Annotated in this window: 18 protein-coding genes; 10 read left to right on the top strand and 8 right to left on the bottom strand. The window is 63.4% G+C overall.

Annotated features, from left to right (window positions below; translation table 11 throughout):
* Window positions 1-7: 7 nt before the first annotated feature.
* Window positions 8-1,522 (bottom strand): amino acid permease, encoded by a 1,515-nt coding sequence (locus ACKTT0_RS18025; protein WP_407851161.1) that lies wholly within the window; start codon window positions 1,520-1,522, stop codon window positions 8-10.
* 407 nt (window positions 1,523-1,929) lie between these two features.
* On the opposite strand from ACKTT0_RS18025, the gene ACKTT0_RS18020 reads away from it, so the two are divergent.
* Both ACKTT0_RS18020 and map read left to right on the top strand, forming a co-directional pair.
* The gene (locus ACKTT0_RS18020) at window positions 1,930-2,142 is read left to right on the top strand and encodes a ParD-like family protein (protein ID WP_407851160.1); all 213 of its coding nucleotides are present in this window, start codon (window positions 1,930-1,932) and stop codon (window positions 2,140-2,142) included.
* Entirely contained in the window at window positions 2,139-2,906 is a 768-nt protein-coding gene (gene map, locus ACKTT0_RS18015) for a type I methionyl aminopeptidase (RefSeq protein WP_407851159.1), read from the top strand. The genes ACKTT0_RS18020 and map overlap by 4 nt, the downstream gene beginning before the upstream one ends.
* 47 nt (window positions 2,907-2,953) lie before the next feature.
* Here the strand turns inward: map and ACKTT0_RS18010 are convergent, their stop codons facing one another.
* The gene (locus ACKTT0_RS18010) at window positions 2,954-3,733 is read right to left on the bottom strand and encodes an SDR family oxidoreductase (protein ID WP_407851158.1); all 780 of its coding nucleotides are present in this window, start codon (window positions 3,731-3,733) and stop codon (window positions 2,954-2,956) included.
* Window positions 3,733-4,059, bottom strand: a complete 327-nt coding sequence (locus ACKTT0_RS18005) for a nuclear transport factor 2 family protein (RefSeq protein WP_407851157.1) — start codon at window positions 4,057-4,059, stop codon at window positions 3,733-3,735. The genes ACKTT0_RS18010 and ACKTT0_RS18005 overlap by 1 nt, the downstream gene beginning before the upstream one ends.
* 94 nt (window positions 4,060-4,153) lie before the next feature.
* Between ACKTT0_RS18005 and ACKTT0_RS18000 the strand changes: the two genes are divergently transcribed.
* Together ACKTT0_RS18000 and ACKTT0_RS17995 are read left to right on the top strand one after the other, a co-directional pair.
* Window positions 4,154-4,534 carry a winged helix-turn-helix transcriptional regulator gene (locus ACKTT0_RS18000; protein ID WP_407851156.1) on the top strand — a complete coding sequence of 127 codons (381 nt, stop codon included), beginning with the start codon at window positions 4,154-4,156 and terminating at the stop codon, window positions 4,532-4,534.
* Between the two features lie 118 nt (window positions 4,535-4,652).
* A complete protein-coding gene (locus ACKTT0_RS17995) occupies window positions 4,653-4,799 on the top strand; it encodes a hypothetical protein (protein ID WP_407851155.1) in 147 nt (48 codons plus the stop codon).
* Between the two features lie 297 nt (window positions 4,800-5,096).
* On the opposite strand, the gene ACKTT0_RS17990 is transcribed toward ACKTT0_RS17995, so the two are convergent.
* Window positions 5,097-5,996 carry a LysR family transcriptional regulator gene (locus ACKTT0_RS17990; protein WP_407851154.1) on the bottom strand — a complete coding sequence of 300 codons (900 nt, stop codon included), beginning with the start codon at window positions 5,994-5,996 and terminating at the stop codon, window positions 5,097-5,099.
* Between the two features lie 150 nt (window positions 5,997-6,146).
* Here ACKTT0_RS17990 and ACKTT0_RS17985 point away from each other — a divergent pair, with 150 nt between their 5' ends.
* Window positions 6,147-7,484 carry an alkyl sulfatase dimerization domain-containing protein gene (locus tag ACKTT0_RS17985; RefSeq protein ID WP_407851153.1) on the top strand — a complete coding sequence of 446 codons (1,338 nt, stop codon included), beginning with the start codon at window positions 6,147-6,149 and terminating at the stop codon, window positions 7,482-7,484.
* A gap of 487 nt (window positions 7,485-7,971) precedes the next feature.
* Here the strand turns inward: ACKTT0_RS17985 and guaA are convergent, their stop codons facing one another.
* Together guaA and guaB are read right to left on the bottom strand one after the other, a co-directional pair.
* Complete coding sequence (gene guaA / locus ACKTT0_RS17980; protein ID WP_407851152.1) at window positions 7,972-9,567, bottom strand: glutamine-hydrolyzing GMP synthase; 1,596 nt, start codon at window positions 9,565-9,567, stop codon at window positions 7,972-7,974.
* Between the two features lie 92 nt (window positions 9,568-9,659).
* The gene (gene guaB / locus ACKTT0_RS17975) at window positions 9,660-11,120 is read right to left on the bottom strand and encodes an IMP dehydrogenase (RefSeq protein ID WP_407851151.1); all 1,461 of its coding nucleotides are present in this window, start codon (window positions 11,118-11,120) and stop codon (window positions 9,660-9,662) included.
* 168 nt (window positions 11,121-11,288) lie between these two features.
* Between guaB and ACKTT0_RS17970 the strand changes: the two genes are divergently transcribed.
* A complete protein-coding gene (locus ACKTT0_RS17970; RefSeq protein WP_407851150.1) occupies window positions 11,289-11,873 on the top strand; it encodes a DUF2239 family protein in 585 nt (194 codons plus the stop codon).
* Between the two features lie 19 nt (window positions 11,874-11,892).
* Here ACKTT0_RS17970 and ACKTT0_RS17965 read toward each other — a convergent pair whose 3' ends face one another.
* Window positions 11,893-12,987, bottom strand: a complete 1,095-nt coding sequence (locus ACKTT0_RS17965) for a glycosyltransferase family A protein (RefSeq protein WP_407851149.1) — start codon at window positions 12,985-12,987, stop codon at window positions 11,893-11,895.
* Between the two features lie 264 nt (window positions 12,988-13,251).
* Between ACKTT0_RS17965 and ACKTT0_RS17960 the strand changes: the two genes are divergently transcribed.
* From ACKTT0_RS17960 to ACKTT0_RS17945, 4 genes are all read left to right on the top strand, one after another.
* A complete protein-coding gene (locus ACKTT0_RS17960) occupies window positions 13,252-13,872 on the top strand; it encodes a diguanylate cyclase (protein WP_407851148.1) in 621 nt (206 codons plus the stop codon).
* A gap of 149 nt (window positions 13,873-14,021) precedes the next feature.
* Entirely contained in the window at window positions 14,022-14,339 is a 318-nt protein-coding gene (locus tag ACKTT0_RS17955) for a co-chaperone GroES (protein ID WP_407851147.1), read from the top strand.
* A 36-nt stretch (window positions 14,340-14,375) separates the two neighbouring features.
* Window positions 14,376-15,998, top strand: a complete 1,623-nt coding sequence (gene groL / locus ACKTT0_RS17950; protein ID WP_407851146.1) for a chaperonin GroEL — start codon at window positions 14,376-14,378, stop codon at window positions 15,996-15,998.
* A 311-nt stretch (window positions 15,999-16,309) separates the two neighbouring features.
* Complete coding sequence (locus tag ACKTT0_RS17945; RefSeq protein WP_407851145.1) at window positions 16,310-17,491, top strand: two-component system sensor histidine kinase NtrB; 1,182 nt, start codon at window positions 16,310-16,312, stop codon at window positions 17,489-17,491.
* A gap of 42 nt (window positions 17,492-17,533) precedes the next feature.
* Here ACKTT0_RS17945 and ACKTT0_RS17940 read toward each other — a convergent pair whose 3' ends face one another.
* The gene (locus ACKTT0_RS17940; protein WP_407851144.1) at window positions 17,534-17,947 is read right to left on the bottom strand and encodes a response regulator; all 414 of its coding nucleotides are present in this window, start codon (window positions 17,945-17,947) and stop codon (window positions 17,534-17,536) included.
* Window positions 17,948-18,095 lie beyond the last annotated feature (148 nt).

The raw sequence follows: 18,095 nt of genomic DNA, 5'->3' as shown, positions 1-18,095 counted from the left end.
GGGCCGGTCAGCCGCGCGCCGGCGGCCCCGCGGCGTCTTCGACGTCGTCGAAATCGAAGCGCATATCCGCGTAGCGCACCCAGCGCGAGCGGCACACGATCCGGTAGCCCGCCCAGGTCGCCAGGAACAACAAGATGCCCAGGTACGTGGACAAGGCGCCGCCCCAGTCGATGCGGTCCTGCAGGAAGGCCTCGTAGTTCTGGCCCAGGGTGATCACCAGGCACAGCACGAAGGCGAACAGCGGCCCGAACGGGAACAGCCCCGCCCGGTAAGGCAGCGCCTGCACATCGTGGCCATGCAGGACATAGCCCTTGCGGAACCGGTAGTGGCTCACCGCGATGCTCAGCCACACAATGAACTCCGTCATGCCCGCCAGGTTGAGCAGCCAGATATAGACGGCCTGCGGGCTGTACACCGCGCTCAACAGGCACAGGCTGGCCAGCGCCGTGGTTCCCAAGAGCGCGTACAGCGGCACGCCGGAACGGCTCAGCCGGGCGAAGCGGCGCGGCGCCATGCCTTCGCGGGCCATGTTGAAAAGCATCCGCGTCGCCGCGTACATGCCGGAATTGCCGGCCGACAGCACCGACGTCAGGATCACCGCGTTCATCACCGTGGCGGCCGCCAGCAGCCCGGCCTGCTCGAACACCAGCGTGAACGGGCTGACCGCGATGTCGCTCACCTCGCTGCGCAACAGATGCGGGTCCGTATAAGGGATCAGGAAGCCGATCACGGCAATCGACAGCACATAGAACAGCAAGATGCGCCAGAACACGCGGCGGATGGCGCGCGGCACGTTGCGCCGCGGGTCCTCCGACTCGCCGGCGGCCACGCCCACCAGCTCCGTGCCCTGGAACGAGTACGCCACCACCATGGCCACCCCGACCATGGTGGCGAAGTTGCCGACGAATGGCGCCTCGCCCACGGTCCAGTTGGCCAACCCCGGCATGTGCCCGGTATGGACGATGCCGGCCAGGATCGCCACGCCCGTAGCCAGGAAACAGATCACGGCAACCACCTTGATCAGCGAAAACCAGTACTCGCTCTCGCCGAAGCCGCGCGCCGAAAACGCGTTGAGCCCCAGCATCAACAACAGGAACAGCCCGCTCCAGAGAATCCCGGGAACATCCGGGAACCAGTACGCCATGACCAGTTGCGCCGCCACCAGGTCGACCGCCACCACCACCGCCCAGCTGAACCAGAAATTCCAGCCCAGCGCGAAGCCGAAGCCCTTGTCGACATAGCGCGACGCATACGTGGCAAAGGAACCGGGCACCGGCATGAAGGCCGCCAGTTCGCCCAGGCTGGTCATGATGAAATAGACCATCGCGCCGATGATCAGATAAGTCAGCAGCGCGCCGCCCGGCCCGGCCTGCGCGATCGTGGCGCCCGACGCCACGAACAGGCCGGTGCCGATGGCCCCGCCAATAGCGATCATGGTCAAATGGCGCGGCTTCAGGACCCGCCGCAAATGCGACACCTCGTCGCCCGACGGCATCGTCTCGGGCGAAGCGGAAGCGGGCATGGAATAGTGCTTGGTTCGTTCTTGTTCTGTCATGTATGGCAATGGTGCAGGCCGGCGGCGCGGCGAGGCATGGCAGCCAGCGAAAATCAGGCAGCCGTCGGGCTGTGTAAATGGTTTCCTGGTGTACTCGGAGATCGGGCGCGCCCGGTGCGCGCCCCATGCCGGGGCTGTCCGGCCTCGGCCATCGCGGCGGGGACGCGAAGACACCGCCGCACGACGTTTCAACGCTTGACGGGGCCACCACGGCAGTGCCGCGGGCCCTCGAAACAGGACGCATCTTAGCGCGGCATGACTTTGGCTCAAAACGGCCAACCCGCTCCCTTCCCTACGGTCATGGCAGGCATGCACTTGCGCCGCCACGCAAAAGAAATATATGATCCGTATACATTTCATATAGACCTGCACCCATGGGCATCGTAAACATCGACGACGAGCTGCACGACCAGTTGCGAAAGGCCAGCGCGGTGTCGTGCCGGTCGATCAACGCACAAGCGGCCTTCTGGATCAGGGTCGGCATGCTGTGCGAAACGAATCCGACATTGACGTTCAACGAGATCATGGGGCGTGAACTGCGGGCCGCAGGCATCGTGGCACAGCCTGTCAAGATGGAGCCGGCATGACGAAACGGCCGGAAGAAATCGCGCTACTGGCAGAGTCGGGCCGATTATTGGCAGCGGTGTTCAATCACCTCGACAGGCTGGACCTGATCGGCATCTCCACCATGCAGGTCAACGACCTGGTCGAAGACCTCATCGTGCATAAGCTGCATGCACGTCCGGCCAGCAAGGGGCAGTACGGGTACGCCTACGCGCTCAACGCCTCCCGCAACCAGGTGGTATGCCACGGAGTTCCCTCTGCGAAGGACGTTCTGCAGGACGGGGACATCGTCAACTTCGACATCACGCTGGAAAAAAATGGCTACATCGCCGACTCCAGCAAGACCTACCTGGTGGGCAAGGTGTCGCCGCCCGCCCGCAGGCTCGTGGAGGCAACCTATGAAGCGATGTGGAAAGGCATCCACGCCGTCCGCCCCGGCGCCACGCTGGGCGACGTGGGCCATGCCATCGAGCGACATGCCCGCAGGAAAGGCTATTCGGTCGTGAGGGAATACTGCGGGCACGGCATCGGGCGCGAAATGCACGAAGAGCCCCAGGTGCTGCACTGGGGCAAGCCGCGTACCGGCCTGGTGCTGCGCGAAGGCATGGTGTTCACCATCGAACCCATGTTGAACCAAGGCAGAGGGGCCGTCCAAACCGAAGACGATGGCTGGACGGTCGTTACACGCGACGGCCAACTGTCGGCCCAGTTCGAGCACACCGTGGCCGTGACCCGCAATGGCGTGAGGATTCTGACGCTGCGCCCAGGCGAGAAAATGCCGCACTGACTAGGGAGCGACGACTGGAGCGTCTTGCGCTGCGGGGCGGGCCAGCCCTATGCAGTCGGGACCGTGCCGCCGTCGATCACATACTCAGTACCCGTGATCGTGGCCGCGCGTGGCGAAGCCAGGAAGGCGATGAGATTCGCAACCTCGACGGGCTTTGATGGTCGCCCCAACGGAATGCCCCCTAGAGAGTCCATGATGATCTTCTTGCCACCCTCATAGTCCGTCCCAGCCTGCAAGGCCAGGCGATCGGCAAGGGCCACGGCTGCCTCTGTCTCGATCCAGCCTGGCGCGACCCGCACGACGCGGATGCCCTTGGGCGAAACCTCCTTCGACAGGCTCTTGCTGTAAGTCGAGAGCGCGGCCTTCGCTGCCGCATAGCCGGTGGTTGACTCCGGCAGAGGCAACTCGCGCTGGATTGAAGTGACGTGAATGACAACGCCCGCGCCTTGAGCCAACATGCCAGGCAGCAGCGCACGGTCAAGTCGGACGGCGGGCAGCAAATTGAGGCTCAATTCGCGTTGCCACTCCTCTTCACCCAAAGCCGCGAAGCCTCCGGCAGGTGCGGTCGAGCCACCCAGAACATGGACGATGATGTCCACGCCGCCAAAGCTGGCAATAACTGCATTTGCCACAGAGTTGCAGCCTTCGACTGTTGTCAGGTCAGCAGCGACGAAAATGTCTGCTGACATATCGGCGGGTTGCTCCCGCGCAGTGGTGAGCACTTTCGCGCCGAGTTCTCGGAACAGCTCAACGACAGCTTTTCCGACGCCTTTGGTACCCGCCGTCACCAGGACCCGCTTGCCTTGTAGTTCCAGGTTCAGGGGCATTAGCGGATCTCCAACGATTTGATCTTGTCGTCCGCCAGTTCAAAAACATGGCCAAGTTGAACAGGGCTACCGGGGAAGTTGCCGACAACATTTGCCAAAATGGTTATCCGGCCCCCCTCTCGGGAAACGTTGACAGGCTCAACGGTGCACTCAAATTTCTTCCGTGCTTCACGCTTCCAGGACTGGATAGCCTCATGGCCTCGGTGTGTGTGTCTTTCATCAACAACAACCGCATCCTGCGCGAAGCAGTAGTCGACGCGAACGGTGTCCGAGCCGTTGCTGAGCTCGAAGTAGGCGGAAATGGGATCTGGTAGTGAAAGAGCCATGGTTGGTGCGTTCTCGCGGTGAATTGCCGTACAGGCATTTTCGACATAGACTCGCTATTCGGCAAGAACGCACTAAAAAGTAAGTTACTGAGCCATGAGAAAGGTATATACGCCTGCCACTGCCGCACTGGGGGTAGCGGAAGCCCTTCGACTGCTGGAAGGCCGATGGAAGCTCATCATCCTTTTTCATCTCTTCGATGGAAAAGTGCAACGCTATTCGGACTTCGAGCGGCTGATCCCAGGCATCTCCCAGAAGATGCTGGCCCAACAATTGCGGCAGCTGGAAGCCGACGGGGTTGTTTCACGGAAGCTGTATCCGCAGGTTCCCCCCAAGGTCGAGTACCGACTAACGGATTGGGGACAAGCCTTGTGCCCTGCCTTGGATGCAATGCTGAAGTGGGCGGAACAGCGTGATGCGCTATTCGTGAAGAAGGTTCCGGGCGATGAAATGGCGGGTGATGGCTCAAGCAATTGACGGCCCCCCATTTCGCCCGATCTTCCAGGACCCCGCCATCTCGCATCGTGGCAATGACTTGTGATCCAAACTGCTGCCCGCGTCGCCCGCGTAGCCTCTGCCCGGCCAGGACGTCGGCGTGCTGCTGCATCGCGTGTTTGGCCTCGCCGCCAAGGCCCAGATCACGCCGGCCTTTGCCACAGCTGATCAGTTGCTGATCCAGGTCGCGGCGCTTTTTCTCCCGTTGGGGACGGCTTTTACCGGCAGGGGCCGGGAGACCTGCTGACGCCCGGAAAGCTGCATGAAAGCCGCTTTCCCGAGGAGACTTCTACCGTCAAAGACCGGTTAGGCCTCAACAGTGAACGGGATGAACGGCGGACTCTCGATAGGTGGCGGTAGTTCCGAAGGACCCGCTTTCACTCCCATTCGATGATATTCAACTGACTGAATTCTCTTTTATCCAATGAGTTACGAAGAGAAGTCACTACGCATACCGTAAAAAAACCATGCCACTTCGGAAGGAGTCATCCTGGCTGGTAAGGACAGGCCCGGCACGTCAACTCGCAATTCCGCCCTGCCTTCCTCACGGCCGCCATCCGATGTCGCAGGCATGAAGGATCTTCGGGGCATAGTTCTGGCAGAAAGTCAGGTATGTCCGAACAATAGTCGAGGGATGGCGATGGGATGGATAAAGGAGGTTGATGGGCTGCTCGGGCAACGGAAGCTGCGGCAGCAATTGCACTAGGCGCTTCTCCTGAATAGGAGCCGCCGCTAGAAAAGGCGGCAACTCGGTTACCACATCACCAGCGAGCGCACGCACGCGCAAGTGATGATAATCGTTGGTAGACAGAAGGGCCTTTGGCTCGATGATATGCCCAGCCAAGTCCCATCGTGCCGGAGCATCGACACGCGACATCCATACAGCGCACGGGAAGCGATAGAGTTCGTCGGGTAGTGCCGGCACGCCGAGGCGCTCCACTAGCTTCGGGCTAGCTACCAGAACATGGCGATAGGACAAGACGTGTCGCGCCACCATGGCCTCGTGAACGATCGAGCCGACACGCAGGGCGACATCGATGCCGTCCTCGATCAAGTCCACCCGACGTTCAGTTGAGTAGACGTGGACCTGGATGTCCGGATAGCTGCGCTGGAACGCCGCCAGCAAGTCCCACCATGGCTCAAAAGACTGAGGGAACGATAGCCGTAAGCGCCCTTTCAACTGCGCCTGATCGCTTACGATGGCTTGCTCGGCCTCAAGTAGCGCCTCGATGCCACGACTAGCCTGCTCGTACAGCTTCGTTCCGGCATCAGTCAGCCTCACCCCTCGCGCCGAGCGCTCCAGCAACTGCACCATGAGCTGCCGTTCCAGCTCCCGTATCCGACGGCTCAGCGTTGGCAATGGGATTCCAAGACGGCTCGCCGCCGCAGAAAGACTACCCGCCTGGACGACGGCGACAAACATGTGAGTGGCGTTCAGGTCCATATGGCACGTCTATCATATTTGATAGTCCGCTTCTAATTTTTGCCAATACTAATTCATTTATGAAAATAATATCCTGTTGGCTTCCATATCTCAATTCCAAGAATAAGGACGCGTATGCAACAGACGTGGACATGTCGAATGAGGACATTTATGGCGATAGTCACGACAATAGGGACGCTGACGGCAGCAAATGGCGTGGCGGCGCATGACGAATTCGCGGGGAGCGAGAAGCTGAAGGCGCATTCCGAGGAGTTTCGCAAGCGCGTCGTCGAAGTCACGGATGGCGTGTACACCGCCATCGGCTACTCCGCCAGCAACGTCACGCTGATCCAGGCCGACGGCGGGTCGATCATTGTCGATACCTCCGCCAACCCGGTCGATGCTCAAGCGATCATCAATGCCTTCGGGGATCGCATGACCAGGCCTGTGCGGGCGATCATCTATACGCACAACCACCCCGACCATTCAGGCGGTGCGACGATATTCGCGGGCAATGACAAGCCCGAGATCTACAGCCATCAATTGCTGGTCTCGGCTAAACCCGACACGGGACGCGGCCGACGCGATGGCGGCGATGCATTCGGAACCACTCTGCCGGACGACCAGTTCATCAATGCCGGCACCCAACTCGAATACGGCAGGAAGACGCCGCACACGCGCGAGGGTTTTCTCCCGCCCACGAAAACCTTCGACGGCGAGCAACAAGGCCTGACGATAGCCGGCGTGCGGATGCAGCTCATCCTCACCCCTGGCGAGGCTGACGAAAACATCTCAGTCTGGCTGCCGGACCGCAAGGTACTGATCGCAGGCGACGTATTTCTGAAAACGTTCCCCAACATTGCGCCCCTTCGCGGACTTCCCACGCGTCCGGCGGACAAGTGGGTCGCCAGCCTAGACAAGCTGATCGCCCTGAATGCCGAATATGTGATTCCCGGCCACATGAGCACGCTAGCCGGCGCGGACAACGTCAAGGACGCTCTCACGGCTTATCGGGACGGCATCAAGTTCGTCTATGACAAGACCATGGAAGGGATCAGCAGGGGCAAGACCCCAGATGAGTTGGTTCAGGAAATAAGACTTCCAGCGCGGCTGGCGCAACACCCATATCTGCAAGAGTATTACGGCACTGTTGCTTGGTCAGTGCGCGGCATCTATTCGCAAAATGCTGGTTGGTTCGATGGCAACCCAACGCATATCTTCCCGCTGACCGAAAAGGAACGAGCGACAAAACTCGTTGCGCTAGCAGGTGGAAAAGAAAAAATGTTGGAAGGCGCGGAAGCATCGCTCTCTGCGGGCGAATTTCAGTGGGCCGCCGAACAAGCCGACTATGTTCTTGCCATCGCACCGCAGAGCAATCGGGCAACCACAATAAAAGTGCGCGCGCTTAGAGAACTGGGCGAACGTCAGATGAATGCCACGGCGCGCAATTACTATCTGACGGTAGCGCAGAGCCTAGAGAAAGGCCTCCAAGCCGGTGGCCCAAAATAAGAAGACTGTCCGCCCAAGCCGCCAACGCATCGATCTCTGCCGTCAGTGCTTCCGGCCTCGGCAGAGGACGGTTCAACGCAGCGGCAGCGCTGTGCAGCAGCTCGGAACAGCGACCAAATCCGTCGCGCCGCGATTTCCCATGTATCCCGCAACGCTGCCGCAATGGATTTGACGGTTTTCCGCCATTCATCGTCGTTGCCTTGTTCAAAATGATATCGCTCGTTCGCTAGCTGATTGGTCAGGCTTGCCGTGATGTCGCTGACCTTACGTGCCTTGAACGGCGGTTCACTACGGCAAAAGCATGGTATCGGGCGCCAAACATGGCATCATTGGCACTCGGCGCCACTGGCCATGCCATAGAAAAGTGGTGCTTGGCGATGCAAGAATCTGCCGGAACATGCCAGACATACAAGCAAAAAAACCCGCATTTCTGCGGGCTTATGTGTGTTTTGGTGCTTGACCGTGCCAGCCCATGCCGGACGCGGGATCACTCCCACTCGATCGTCGCCGGCGGCTTGCTCGACACGTCGTACACCACCCGGTTGATACCGCGCACTTCGTTGATGATGCGCGACGACACCCGGGCCAGCAGCGCGTGGGGCAGTGGTGCCCAGTCGGCCGTCATGAAGTCGAAGGTCTGCACCGCGCGCAGGGCCACCACGTATTCATAGGTGCGGCCGTCGCCCATCACGCCCACCGACTTCACCGGCAGGAACACCGCGAAGGCTTGCGAGGTCAGGTCGTACCAGCTCTTGCCGCTGGTCTCGTCGATGGTGCTGCGCAGTTCGTCGATGAAAATGGCGTCGGCGCGGCGCAGCAGGTCGGCGTATTCCTGCTTGACCTCGCCCAGGATGCGCACGCCCAGGCCGGGGCCGGGGAACGGATGGCGGTACACCATCTGCGGCGGCAGGCCCAGCGCCACGCCCAGTTCGCGCACCTCGTCCTTGAACAGTTCGCGCAAGGGCTCCAGCAGTTGCAGGTTCAGCGTGTCCGGCAGGCCGCCCACGTTGTGGTGCGACTTGATCGAGGTGGCCTTGCCCGTCTTGGCGCCGGCCGATTCGATCACGTCGGGGTAGATGGTGCCCTGGGCCAGCCACTTGGCGCTCTTGAGCTTGGCGGCCTCGGCCTGGAATACTTCGACGAACTCGCGGCCGATGATCTTGCGCTTGGCCTCCGGGTCGGCCTGGCCGGCCAGCTTGCCCATGAACTGGTCGGTGGCGTCGATGTGGACGATCTTCACGCCCATGTTCTCGGCAAAGGTCTGCATGACCTGCTTGCCTTCGTCCAGGCGCAGCAGGCCGTGGTCGACGAACACGCAGGTGAGCTGGTCGCCGATGGCCTTGTGGATCAGCGCCGCCGCGACGGAAGAGTCCACCCCGCCCGACAGGCCCAGGATGACTTCGTCGCTGCCCACTTGTTCGCGGATGCGGGCCACGGCTTCGGACACGTAGTCGGGCATGTTCCAGTCGCCCTGGCAGCCGCAGATCTCGTGCACGAAGCGCGACAGCATGGCCTTGCCCTGCACCGTGTGGGTCACTTCCGGATGGAACTGCACGGCATAGAAGCCGCGGCTCTCGTCGGCCATGCCGGCGATCGGGCACGACGGGGTCGAGGCCATCAGCTTGAAGCCGGGCGGCAGTTCGGTGACCTTGTCGCCGTGGCTCATCCACACCTTCAGCATGCCGTGGCCTTCCGGGGTGGTGAAATCGGCCAGGCCGTCCAGCAGCCTGGTGTGGCCATGGGCCCGCACCTCGGCGTAGCCGAATTCGCGGTGGTCGGAAAAGCTGACCGTGCCGCCCAGCTGCTGCGCCATCGACTGCATGCCGTAGCAGATGCCCAGCACCGGCACGCCCAGGTCGAACACGGCGGCCGGCACGCGCAGCGAGTCTTCCGCGTAGGCGGAAGCATGGCTGCCGGACAGGATGATGCCCTTGAGCCCCTGCCCCGCCTGCTCGCGCACGAAGGCGTCGTCGACGTCGCCCGGGTGGATTTCCGAATAGACGCCGGCTTCGCGGACGCGCCGGGCGATCAATTGGGTGACTTGCGAACCGTAGTCAAGAATGAGAATGCGCTGGTGGTGCATGGAGACTCTGCCGGTTAAATAAAAGCGCACCGGCCAGAACCGCGGGAGTTCTGCCGGTGCGCGATGGATTGCATTGTACTGGCCGGTGCGGATCAGTCGGCGCGGTAGTTGGGCGCTTCCTTGGTGATCTGCACATCGTGCACGTGGGATTCGCGTACCCCCGCCGAGGTGATCTCGACGAATTGCGTCTTGGTGCGCATGTCGTCGATGGTGGCGCAGCCGCAATAGCCCATGGATGCCCGGATGCCGCCCACCAGCTGGTAGATGATGGCCAGCACGCTGCCCTTGTAGGGCACGCGGCCTTCGATGCCCTCGGGCACCAGCTTGTCGGCGTTGTTGGCCGGGTCCTGGAAGTAGCGGTCGGCCGAGCCGTCGGACATGGCGCCGAGGCTGCCCATGCCGCGGTAGGACTTGTACGAACGGCCCTGGAACAGCACCACTTCGCCGGGCGCTTCCTCGGTGCCGGCGAACATGCCGCCCATCATGCAGGCGAAGGCGCCAGCCGACAAGGCCTTGGCGATGTCGCCCGAATAGCGGATGCCGCCGTCGGCGATGAGCGGCACGCCGGTACCCTCGAGCGCCTTGGCGACGTCGGCGATGGCGGTGATCTGCGGCACGCCCACGCCGGCCACGATGCGGGTGGTGCAGATGGAACCGGGGCCGATGCCGACCTTGACGCCGTCGGCGCCGTGCTCGACCAGCGCGCGCGCCGCCTCGGCCGTGGCGATGTTGCCGCCGATGACCTCGACCTTGGGGAAATTCTGCTTGACCCAGCGCACGCGTTCCAGCACGCCGGCGGAATGGCCGTGGGCGGTGTCGACGATGATGACGTCGACACCGGCCGCCACGAGTTTCTCGACCCGCTCTTCGGTACCGGCGCCCACGCCCACCGCGGCGCCCACGCGCAACTGGCCCTGGGCGTCCTTGTTGGCGACCGGGTGCTCGGTGTTCTTGACGATGTCCTTGACGGTGGCCAGGCCGCGCAGCTCGAAGGCGTCGTTGACGATCAGCACGCGTTCCAGCCGGTGCTTGTGCATCAGCGCCTGGGCTTCATCCAGCGTGGCGCCTTCTTGCATGGTGACCAGGCGTTCCTGCGGCGTCATGATGTTGCGCAGGGGCTGGTCCAGGCGCTCTTCGAAGCGCAGGTCGCGGTTGGTGACGATGCCGACCACCTTCTTGCCCTCGACCACCGGCAGGCCGGAAAAGCCGTGCTGGCGCTGCAGGGCGATGGCGTCGCGCACTTTCATGTCGGGCGTGACGGTGACCGGATCGATGACAATGCCGAACTCGTGGCGCTTGACGCGGGCCACTTCCTTGGCCTGCTCGTCGGCCGACAGGTTCTTGTGGATGATCCCGATGCCGCCTTCCTGGGCCATGGCGATGGCCAGGCGCGACTCGGTGACGGTGTCCATGGCGGCGGACACGAGCGGGATGTTCAGGGTGATGTTGCGAGTGAGGCGGGTGACCAGGGAGGTGTCGCGCGGCAACACCTCGGAGTACGCAGGCACCAACAACACATCGTCGAAGGTGAGCGCTTTTTGGACGAGACGCATGGGGAACTCCGGGCGCAAAGCAAGATTATACGCCGTTGAGGTGTTTTTACTAGGGTTTTCCCGCTCCAGAGGCAAGTCCAATCTTGTTGCACAAATTAACCCGGGTAATATTGACTGTAATTTTTACCCGGATAATAATTAAGACTCTAGCAACCTGGGAGAGCACCCATGAATACGAGCGACTCTCTGTCCACCTGCACGGCCTTCGACGGCCACCGGCGCATCGCCACGGGCGACCTGGCCACCGTGGCGCTGGCGGTCAAGCAGGCCGTGGACGCCAATGCGGCCGGGCCGGTCCTGATCTATAGCGACGCCACCGGGCGCCTGGTCGATGTCGACTTGCGCGGCACCGACGCCGACATCGTGGCGCGGCTGGCGCCAGCCGAAGTCGCGCCGCCGGACGACGCCGCGCCTGGCGCCCGCGGCCGCGGCCGGCCCAAGCTGGGGGTGGTGTCGCGCGAGGTCACCCTGCTGCCGCGCCACTGGGAATGGCTGGCCGCGCAGCCGGGCGGCGCGTCGGTGGCCTTGCGCAAGCTGGTCGAAGAAGCGCGCCGCGCCAATGAAGAGCAGGACCGGCGGCGCCAGCGGCAAGAGGCCGCCTACGCCTTCATGTCGTCCATCGCCGGCGACCTGCCGGGCTTCGAAGAAGCCACGCGCGCCCTGTTCGCCGGCGACCCGGACCGTTTCGCCGAATGCGTGGCGGGCTGGCCGGCGGACGTGCGCGACCATGCGACGCGGCTGGCGTTTGCATGAACGAAGCGGCGGCGCGGCATCAAGGAGACCGGCGCAATGTTCCGTTGGCCCAGGGCCCGGCCGCCGGCTTGCGCGCGGCCGGGGCCCCGGCGGGCTCCTCTACCCTGCGGCCGGTCCGCTTCATCGAGCGCCGCAGGGTGAAATCGGCTGGGCCGAGCATGGGGCGGACCGCCGGCTGCGGCGCCGCGGCGCTCTGCCGCGCCGCGCAGGCCGCCGTCGTGGCGGCGGGCTCTTCGGTGGCCTCCAGCCAGTCGAGCACGCGACTCTCCGGCCACGTGCTGCCCATCACCGTGTGGTAGCGCTCGCGCAACCGCTCCCGCCACATTCCGAAAGCGTGCCGGTACTTCTGCGCCTGACCCGTGTCGCGCAGATGCTCGTAAATGGACTCGCGAATCGCCAAGTCGGCGTGCAAACGCTTCTCCAGCCCGCGCCGGACGGATTCTCCCGGCTTGCCGGGCGTGGCGCGGCGCACGCCGGCATGCTGGCAGTAGTAAACGCGGGAGGCCGGCGCCGGCCGGAAGTCGATCGCCGCCAGGGCGGCACGCAGGAGGTAATCATCATCCTCCTGGGAAGTCAGCGCGGTATTCCAGCCGCCGATCCGCTCGACCGCGGCGCGCGTAAACAGATAACCGTGGATCGGCACGAACCAGGTTCCGGCGATCATCGCCGCCAGGCGCTCGTCCACGCTCAGGGCCGGCGGTCCGACCAGCTCGCCGACCGCGCCGCTGTCCCAGCGATCCTGGTATGACGCCATGGCGATGGCGACCTCGTCGGGATCCAGCGCCGCAACCAACGATTCGAGCGCACCTGGATGCATGATGTCGTCATCGTCGATGAAATGAATCAGATCGCATGAACTCACCGCGACCCCACGATTGCGCGCGACGGCCGGACCCGAGTTGGGCTGCCACAGATAAACCAGCGGAAAATTCGGGCGACAGGCGCGGCGCCACGCCGCTATGGCCTGCTCGGTATCGGGTTGCGAACCGTCGTCGATGACGATGACCTCTGTCGGCCGGTATGTCTGCCGGGCAAGGCACTGCAGCGTCCTGACCACGAAGTCGGGCCGGTTGTGAGTGGCCACGACGGTGCTGATTAGCCTGTTGTTGCTCAACGTTTATTCTCCTAAGCACAAAATGTTCTCTGCCCTCGTCAAGAAAGGGCACGCCTTGAGTCACTAGGGAATCAGAATCAACGAAAAGCCTGCTGGTCCGGCGGGGGACCAGGCGGACTGCGATGGCGATATAGGGGCGGACCGCCCGGATTCAAGTCGCCGCGCCGTCGGCTTGAGCATCGCCATGTGAGGCGATAAATTAATCCGAGCGATATCGTTGCCTCGGCCTTGTTGCAAGGCTGGCGAACTCGATGAGGTATACGGATGGATATATTCGAGACCATCGCTACGCACGCGGCCGCCCTGCGGCTGCCGCTTTATGCCGTCACGGCGACCGCCATACAGAAATCCGACACGCCGGTCATGGTGATCATGCACTGGCACGGCTTTCGCAAAAGCGGGCAGAGGCCGGGCGAGCTGGATTCCGTCGCCGGCTCGGCGGTGCAAATCAATCAGCGCTGGCACGACTACGCCGATATCGACCGCGCGGTGCTGGATGCCGGCTGGAAGCTGGGCGCCTGGGACGTGGAGCGGGTGGCCCGGCCGGCGTGGTGGCGCCTGAACGCCCCCGTCTCCGAAGCACTGGCCGGCCACCGGGCCTTTGGCGATTATTCCGACCTGCCGGAGTCCGACAACGCGGTCATCCTCGACGCCCCGGACCAGCAGATGCTGCTCGAGCTGGCGGCCCGGCGCGGCTATTTGCGCTGGCTGTTCAGGCCCCGGAAAGGCGGGCTCTGGAAGCAGTTGGACGACGACGATTGCACCCTGGATGCCGATGGCGGGCGCTCGGCGCCTTGTCCCGTGCCTGTACAGGCGGACGGGCGGCAACTGCGCCGCCGGGTGCTCTATCGCCTTGGCCGCGGAAGAAACATTTTGATTCAATAGGTTTCGTCGAGAATCAAACTAGGCTCTTGAAGCGCTTCCGGGCGCCCATAAATTTCTCGCGCACCCGTTCTGGGTGGTACGGCATGCGGCCGCGCCCGGCCGCGCTGGAATTCACTTTTTGATGATTCAAGACTTAAGGAGATAGAGTCATGAATATCCGTCCCCTTTATGACCGGATTGTCGTCAAGCGAATCGAACAGCAGCGCAAGACAGCCTCCGGCATCGTCATTCCCGACTCGGCGGCGGAAAAAACCGAGCAGGGAGAGGTAATCGCGGTCGGCAGCGGCAAGCGCAATGCCGACGGTTCGATACGCGCCCTCGAACTCAAGGTCGGCGACCAGGTGCTCTTTGGCAAATACGCCGGCCAGGCTGTCAAGGTCGAGGGCGAAGAGCTGCTGGTCATGCGCGAAGAAGATGTCTTCGCCGTGCTCGCTTCCCAAAATGATCAATTGAAGAAGGCGGCGTAAAGCCCGCCAAGCCAATGACAGATCAAGGAGCAAGACATGAGTGCCAAAGACGTTAAGTTCCACGATAACGCCCGCAGCCGGGTGGTCAAGGGCGTCAATATCCTGGCTGACGCGGTGAAGGTCACCCTCGGCCCGAAGGGGCGCAACGTGCTGCTCGAGCGCAGCTTCGGCGCGCCGGTCATCACCAAGGACGGGGTTTCTGTGGCCAAGGAAATCGAACTGCAGGACAAGTTCGAGAACATGGGCGCGCAGATCGTCAAGCAAGTAGCCTCGAAAACCGCCGACGTGGCCGGCGACGGCACGACGACCGCGACAGTCCTGGCGCAGTCCATCGTCCAGGAAGGCATGAAGTACGTGGCTTCGGGCATGAACCCGATGGATCTCAAGCGCGGCATCGATCAGGCCGTAGCCGCAGTGGTCGAATCCCTGCGCAAGATGTCCAAGCCGATTTCCACCAGCAAGGAAACGGCGCAGGTGGCCGCGTTGTCGGCCAATGCGGACGAGGCGATCGGCAAGATCATCGCCGACGCAATGGAAAAAGTCGGCCGCGAGGGCGTGATCACGGTCGAAGACGGCAAGTCGCTGGACAATGAACTCGATATCGTCGAGGGCATGCAGTTCGACCGCGGCTACCTCAGCCCGTACTTCATGACCGACCCCGAGAAACAGGTCGCCCAGCTCGAGGATCCGCTCATCCTGCTGCACGACAAGAAGATCTCCAGCGTGCGCGAGCTGTTGCCGGTGCTGGAAAGCAGCGCCAAGGCCGGCAAGCCCCTGCTCATCGTGGCCGAAGACGTGGAAGGCGAGGCGCTCGCGACGCTGGTGGTCAACGCCATGCGCGGCGTACTGAAGGTGGCGGCCGTCAAGGCGCCGGGCTTCGGCGACCGCCGCAAGGCGATGCTGGAAGACATCGCGATCCTCACCGGCGCGACGGTCATTTCGGAAGAAACCGGCAAGCAGCTGGAGAAAGCCACGCTGCAAGACCTGGGCAGCGCGAAGCGAGTCGAGGTGCGCAAGGAAGACACCATCATCATCGACGGCGCCGGCAAGCAGGACGCCATCGAGGCTCGCGTCAAGTCGATCCGCAAGCAGATCGAAGACGCCACCAGCGACTACGACCGCGAAAAACTGCAGGAACGCGTGGCCAAGCTGGCCGGCGGCGTGGCGGTCATCAAGGTCGGCGCCGCGACGGAAGTCGAAATGAAGGAAAAGAAAGACCGGGTCGAAGACGCCTTGCATGCCACGCGTGCCGCCGTCGAAGAGGGCATCGTGCCGGGCGGAGGTGTGGCGCTGCTGCGCGCCCGCGCGGCGATTACGCAGCTCAAGGGCGCCAACGCCGATCAGGAGGCGGGGATCCGCATCGTCCTGAAAGCGCTCGAGGCGCCCTTGCGCGCGATTGTCGCCAACGCCGGCGACGAGCCGTCGGTCGTAGTAGCCAAGGTGGCGGACGGTAAAGGAAACTACGGCTACAACGCCGCCACGGGCGAATACGGCGACCTGGTCGATATCGGCGTCGTCGATCCCACCAAGGTCACGCGGACCGCGCTGCAGAACGCGGCGTCGATCGCGGGGCTCATCTTGACGACGGACGCCACCGTGGCCCAGGTGCCGGAAGAGACCAAGCGGCAGGCCGCGCCGGCCGAAGCCATGGACTTCTGAGCGCGCCGGCCGCGTTGCACCAGCGCCCGGGCATCGCGCCATGGCAATGGGTGCGATGCCTTTTGCGGCATGCGCCGCGAGGGAATGTGACCGCCCTCGCGGCGCGCCGCCGCCTGGGCGCCGCCCGGCCCTGCCGGATATGCAAGGCCATCAGCAGTCCCGCCCCCACGCTGCCAACTGCGCATGCTGGATAGAGAGTATGCTTCTTTGCCCGCGCGGTGGGCACGCCAAGCCGGCCCCGCATCAGCTGCATCGATCGCCATCGGTTCGGGCGCCTTCCAGCGACAAGCAGCCTTACCCATGGAATCCCGATGACCACGCGCCGAGCCGGGCTGGACGAAAAGAATCAAGTCACCAACCTCGCCGGCCTCGACGAGCCCTACCGCTATAAGATCTTGGTGGACGCGGTGCTCGACTATGCCATTTTCCTGCTCGACGCAAACGGCTTCGTGGCCAGCTGGAATGCCGGCGCGCAGCGCTTCAAGGGTTACCGCGCCGCCGAGATCATAGGCAAGCATTTTTCCTGCTTCTATACACCGGACGACCGCGCCGCCGGCGTGCCCCGCCGGGCGCTGCAGACCGCAGCCGCCGAGGGGCGCTTCGAAGCGGAAGGCTGGCGCGTCCGGAAGGATGGATCCCAGTTCTGGGCGAGCGTGGTCATCGACCCGATCCGCGACGATGCAGGCAGGCTGATAGGCTATGCCAAAATCACCCGGGACATAACCGACAAGCGCCAGGCCAGGGAAGAGCTGCGCGCCGCCCAGGAAGCGCTGCACCAGGCCCAGAAAATGGAAGCGCTGGGCCGGCTGACAGGCGGGCTGGCCCACGACTTCAACAACTTTCTGTCGGTCATCGGCGGCAATGCCGAGCTGCTGCGCAACCCGGCCTTGCCGCCGGACAAGCGCCTCTACCATCTGGACTCCATTGCAGAGACGACGCGGCGCGCGGCGCAGTTGACCAGGCAGATGCTCGCCTATGCCCGCCGCCAGCCACTGCAGCCGACCGCATTCGATGTGCGCGCTTGCATCGACGGAATGAAGCCGCTGTTCGACGCCACGGTCGGCTCGGCGATTCGGCTCGACTACCGGCTTGTCGACGAGCCCTGCTTCATCTGCGCCGATCGCAGCCAACTCGAAACGTCGCTCCTGAATCTGGTGATCAACGCGCGCGATGCCATGCCGTCGGGCGGCGGGATCGAGGTCGAAGTGCGCTGTGTCGACGTTGCGCGGAAAGCGCAGCACGGCCACCATGACAGCGAGCGGCAAGTAGCCATCGTGATCAAGGATAGCGGCACGGGCATGCCGGCGGAGACGCTTGGCCAGATATTCGAACCCTTCTTCACGACCAAGCCGGCCGGCCAGGGCACCGGGCTGGGGCTCAGCCAGGTGTTCGGCTACGTCTCGCAGTCAGGCGGGCATATTGATGTCTCGAGCACCCCGGGCGCCGGCACGACATTCACCCTGCGCTTTCCCCGGGTGGCGCCGGCCGCTTGAACCGCCCGCGCCATCCGCCGCCGCGGCGGCGGACGCGCCGATTCACGCCGCATCCTCGCCGGGCAACAGCAACTGCTGCAGCTTGGCGACGATGTCGCCCGGCTGCCACGGCTTGGGCAGGAACATGCTGCCCGGCGGGAGGTCGGCGGCCGCAGGGTGATGACGACCAGAGGTGAGCAGTATGGCCGTCCCGGGATAGGCGACGCGGATCTTCGCCGCCATGGCCAGGCCGTTCATGGAACCCGGCATCTCGATATCGGTCACCACCGCCTGGATATCGGGCCGCAATGCCATGCATTGCATCGCCTCGTCGGCGTCGCCGGCTTCACATGTTTCGTAGCCTTCGACCGCCAGAAGCTCGGCCAGGAGCCAGCGCACGGTGGCATTGTCGTCCACGACAAGAACGGCCGTCTTCGGCATACCTGCTTCCGGCACTGCGCTGGCTACATCGGTCATTGGCCCTACCGTCGCTGGGGAAAACAATTAATCCCGGGTATTTTGGTTGCGGCCGGGCGTCGGTACAAGCAGCGTAACGTTTGCACATCGGCGCGTGTTCCGCCTACACAACAATTCCGGACGGCCTCCCGGGTGCGCCGGGCAGCTG

It is taken from the genome of Bordetella saccharivorans (assembly GCF_045862855.1).
In the GTDB taxonomy this organism is placed as follows: domain Bacteria; phylum Pseudomonadota; class Gammaproteobacteria; order Burkholderiales; family Burkholderiaceae_B; genus Bordetella_A; species Bordetella_A petrii_F.
Note: the sequence above shows the minus strand (reverse complement) of the source record. Positions and strands in the feature narration are given on the sequence as shown.

What these genes read in the sequence shown, in the direction of transcription:
- ACKTT0_RS18025 (WP_407851161.1), bottom strand. Translation starts at nt 1,522, where the DNA reads ATGCCCGCTTCCGCTTCGCCCGAGACGATGCCGTCGGGCGACGAGGTG.
- ACKTT0_RS18020 (WP_407851160.1), top strand. Translation starts at nt 1,930, where the DNA reads ATGGGCATCGTAAACATCGACGACGAGCTGCACGACCAGTTGCGAAAG.
- map (WP_407851159.1), top strand. Translation starts at nt 2,139, where the DNA reads ATGACGAAACGGCCGGAAGAAATCGCGCTACTGGCAGAGTCGGGCCGA.
- ACKTT0_RS18010 (WP_407851158.1), bottom strand. Translation starts at nt 3,733, where the DNA reads ATGCCCCTGAACCTGGAACTACAAGGCAAGCGGGTCCTGGTGACGGCG.
- ACKTT0_RS18005 (WP_407851157.1), bottom strand. Translation starts at nt 4,059, where the DNA reads ATGGCTCTTTCACTACCAGATCCCATTTCCGCCTACTTCGAGCTCAGC.
- ACKTT0_RS18000 (WP_407851156.1), top strand. Translation starts at nt 4,154, where the DNA reads ATGAGAAAGGTATATACGCCTGCCACTGCCGCACTGGGGGTAGCGGAA.
- ACKTT0_RS17990 (WP_407851154.1), bottom strand. Translation starts at nt 5,996, where the DNA reads ATGGACCTGAACGCCACTCACATGTTTGTCGCCGTCGTCCAGGCGGGT.
- ACKTT0_RS17985 (WP_407851153.1), top strand. Translation starts at nt 6,147, where the DNA reads ATGGCGATAGTCACGACAATAGGGACGCTGACGGCAGCAAATGGCGTG.
- guaA (WP_407851152.1), bottom strand. Translation starts at nt 9,567, where the DNA reads ATGCACCACCAGCGCATTCTCATTCTTGACTACGGTTCGCAAGTCACC.
- guaB (WP_407851151.1), bottom strand. Translation starts at nt 11,120, where the DNA reads ATGCGTCTCGTCCAAAAAGCGCTCACCTTCGACGATGTGTTGTTGGTG.
- ACKTT0_RS17970 (WP_407851150.1), top strand. Translation starts at nt 11,289, where the DNA reads ATGAATACGAGCGACTCTCTGTCCACCTGCACGGCCTTCGACGGCCAC.
- ACKTT0_RS17960 (WP_407851148.1), top strand. Translation starts at nt 13,252, where the DNA reads ATGGATATATTCGAGACCATCGCTACGCACGCGGCCGCCCTGCGGCTG.
- ACKTT0_RS17955 (WP_407851147.1), top strand. Translation starts at nt 14,022, where the DNA reads ATGAATATCCGTCCCCTTTATGACCGGATTGTCGTCAAGCGAATCGAA.
- groL (WP_407851146.1), top strand. Translation starts at nt 14,376, where the DNA reads ATGAGTGCCAAAGACGTTAAGTTCCACGATAACGCCCGCAGCCGGGTG.
- ACKTT0_RS17945 (WP_407851145.1), top strand. Translation starts at nt 16,310, where the DNA reads ATGACCACGCGCCGAGCCGGGCTGGACGAAAAGAATCAAGTCACCAAC.
- ACKTT0_RS17940 (WP_407851144.1), bottom strand. Translation starts at nt 17,947, where the DNA reads ATGACCGATGTAGCCAGCGCAGTGCCGGAAGCAGGTATGCCGAAGACG.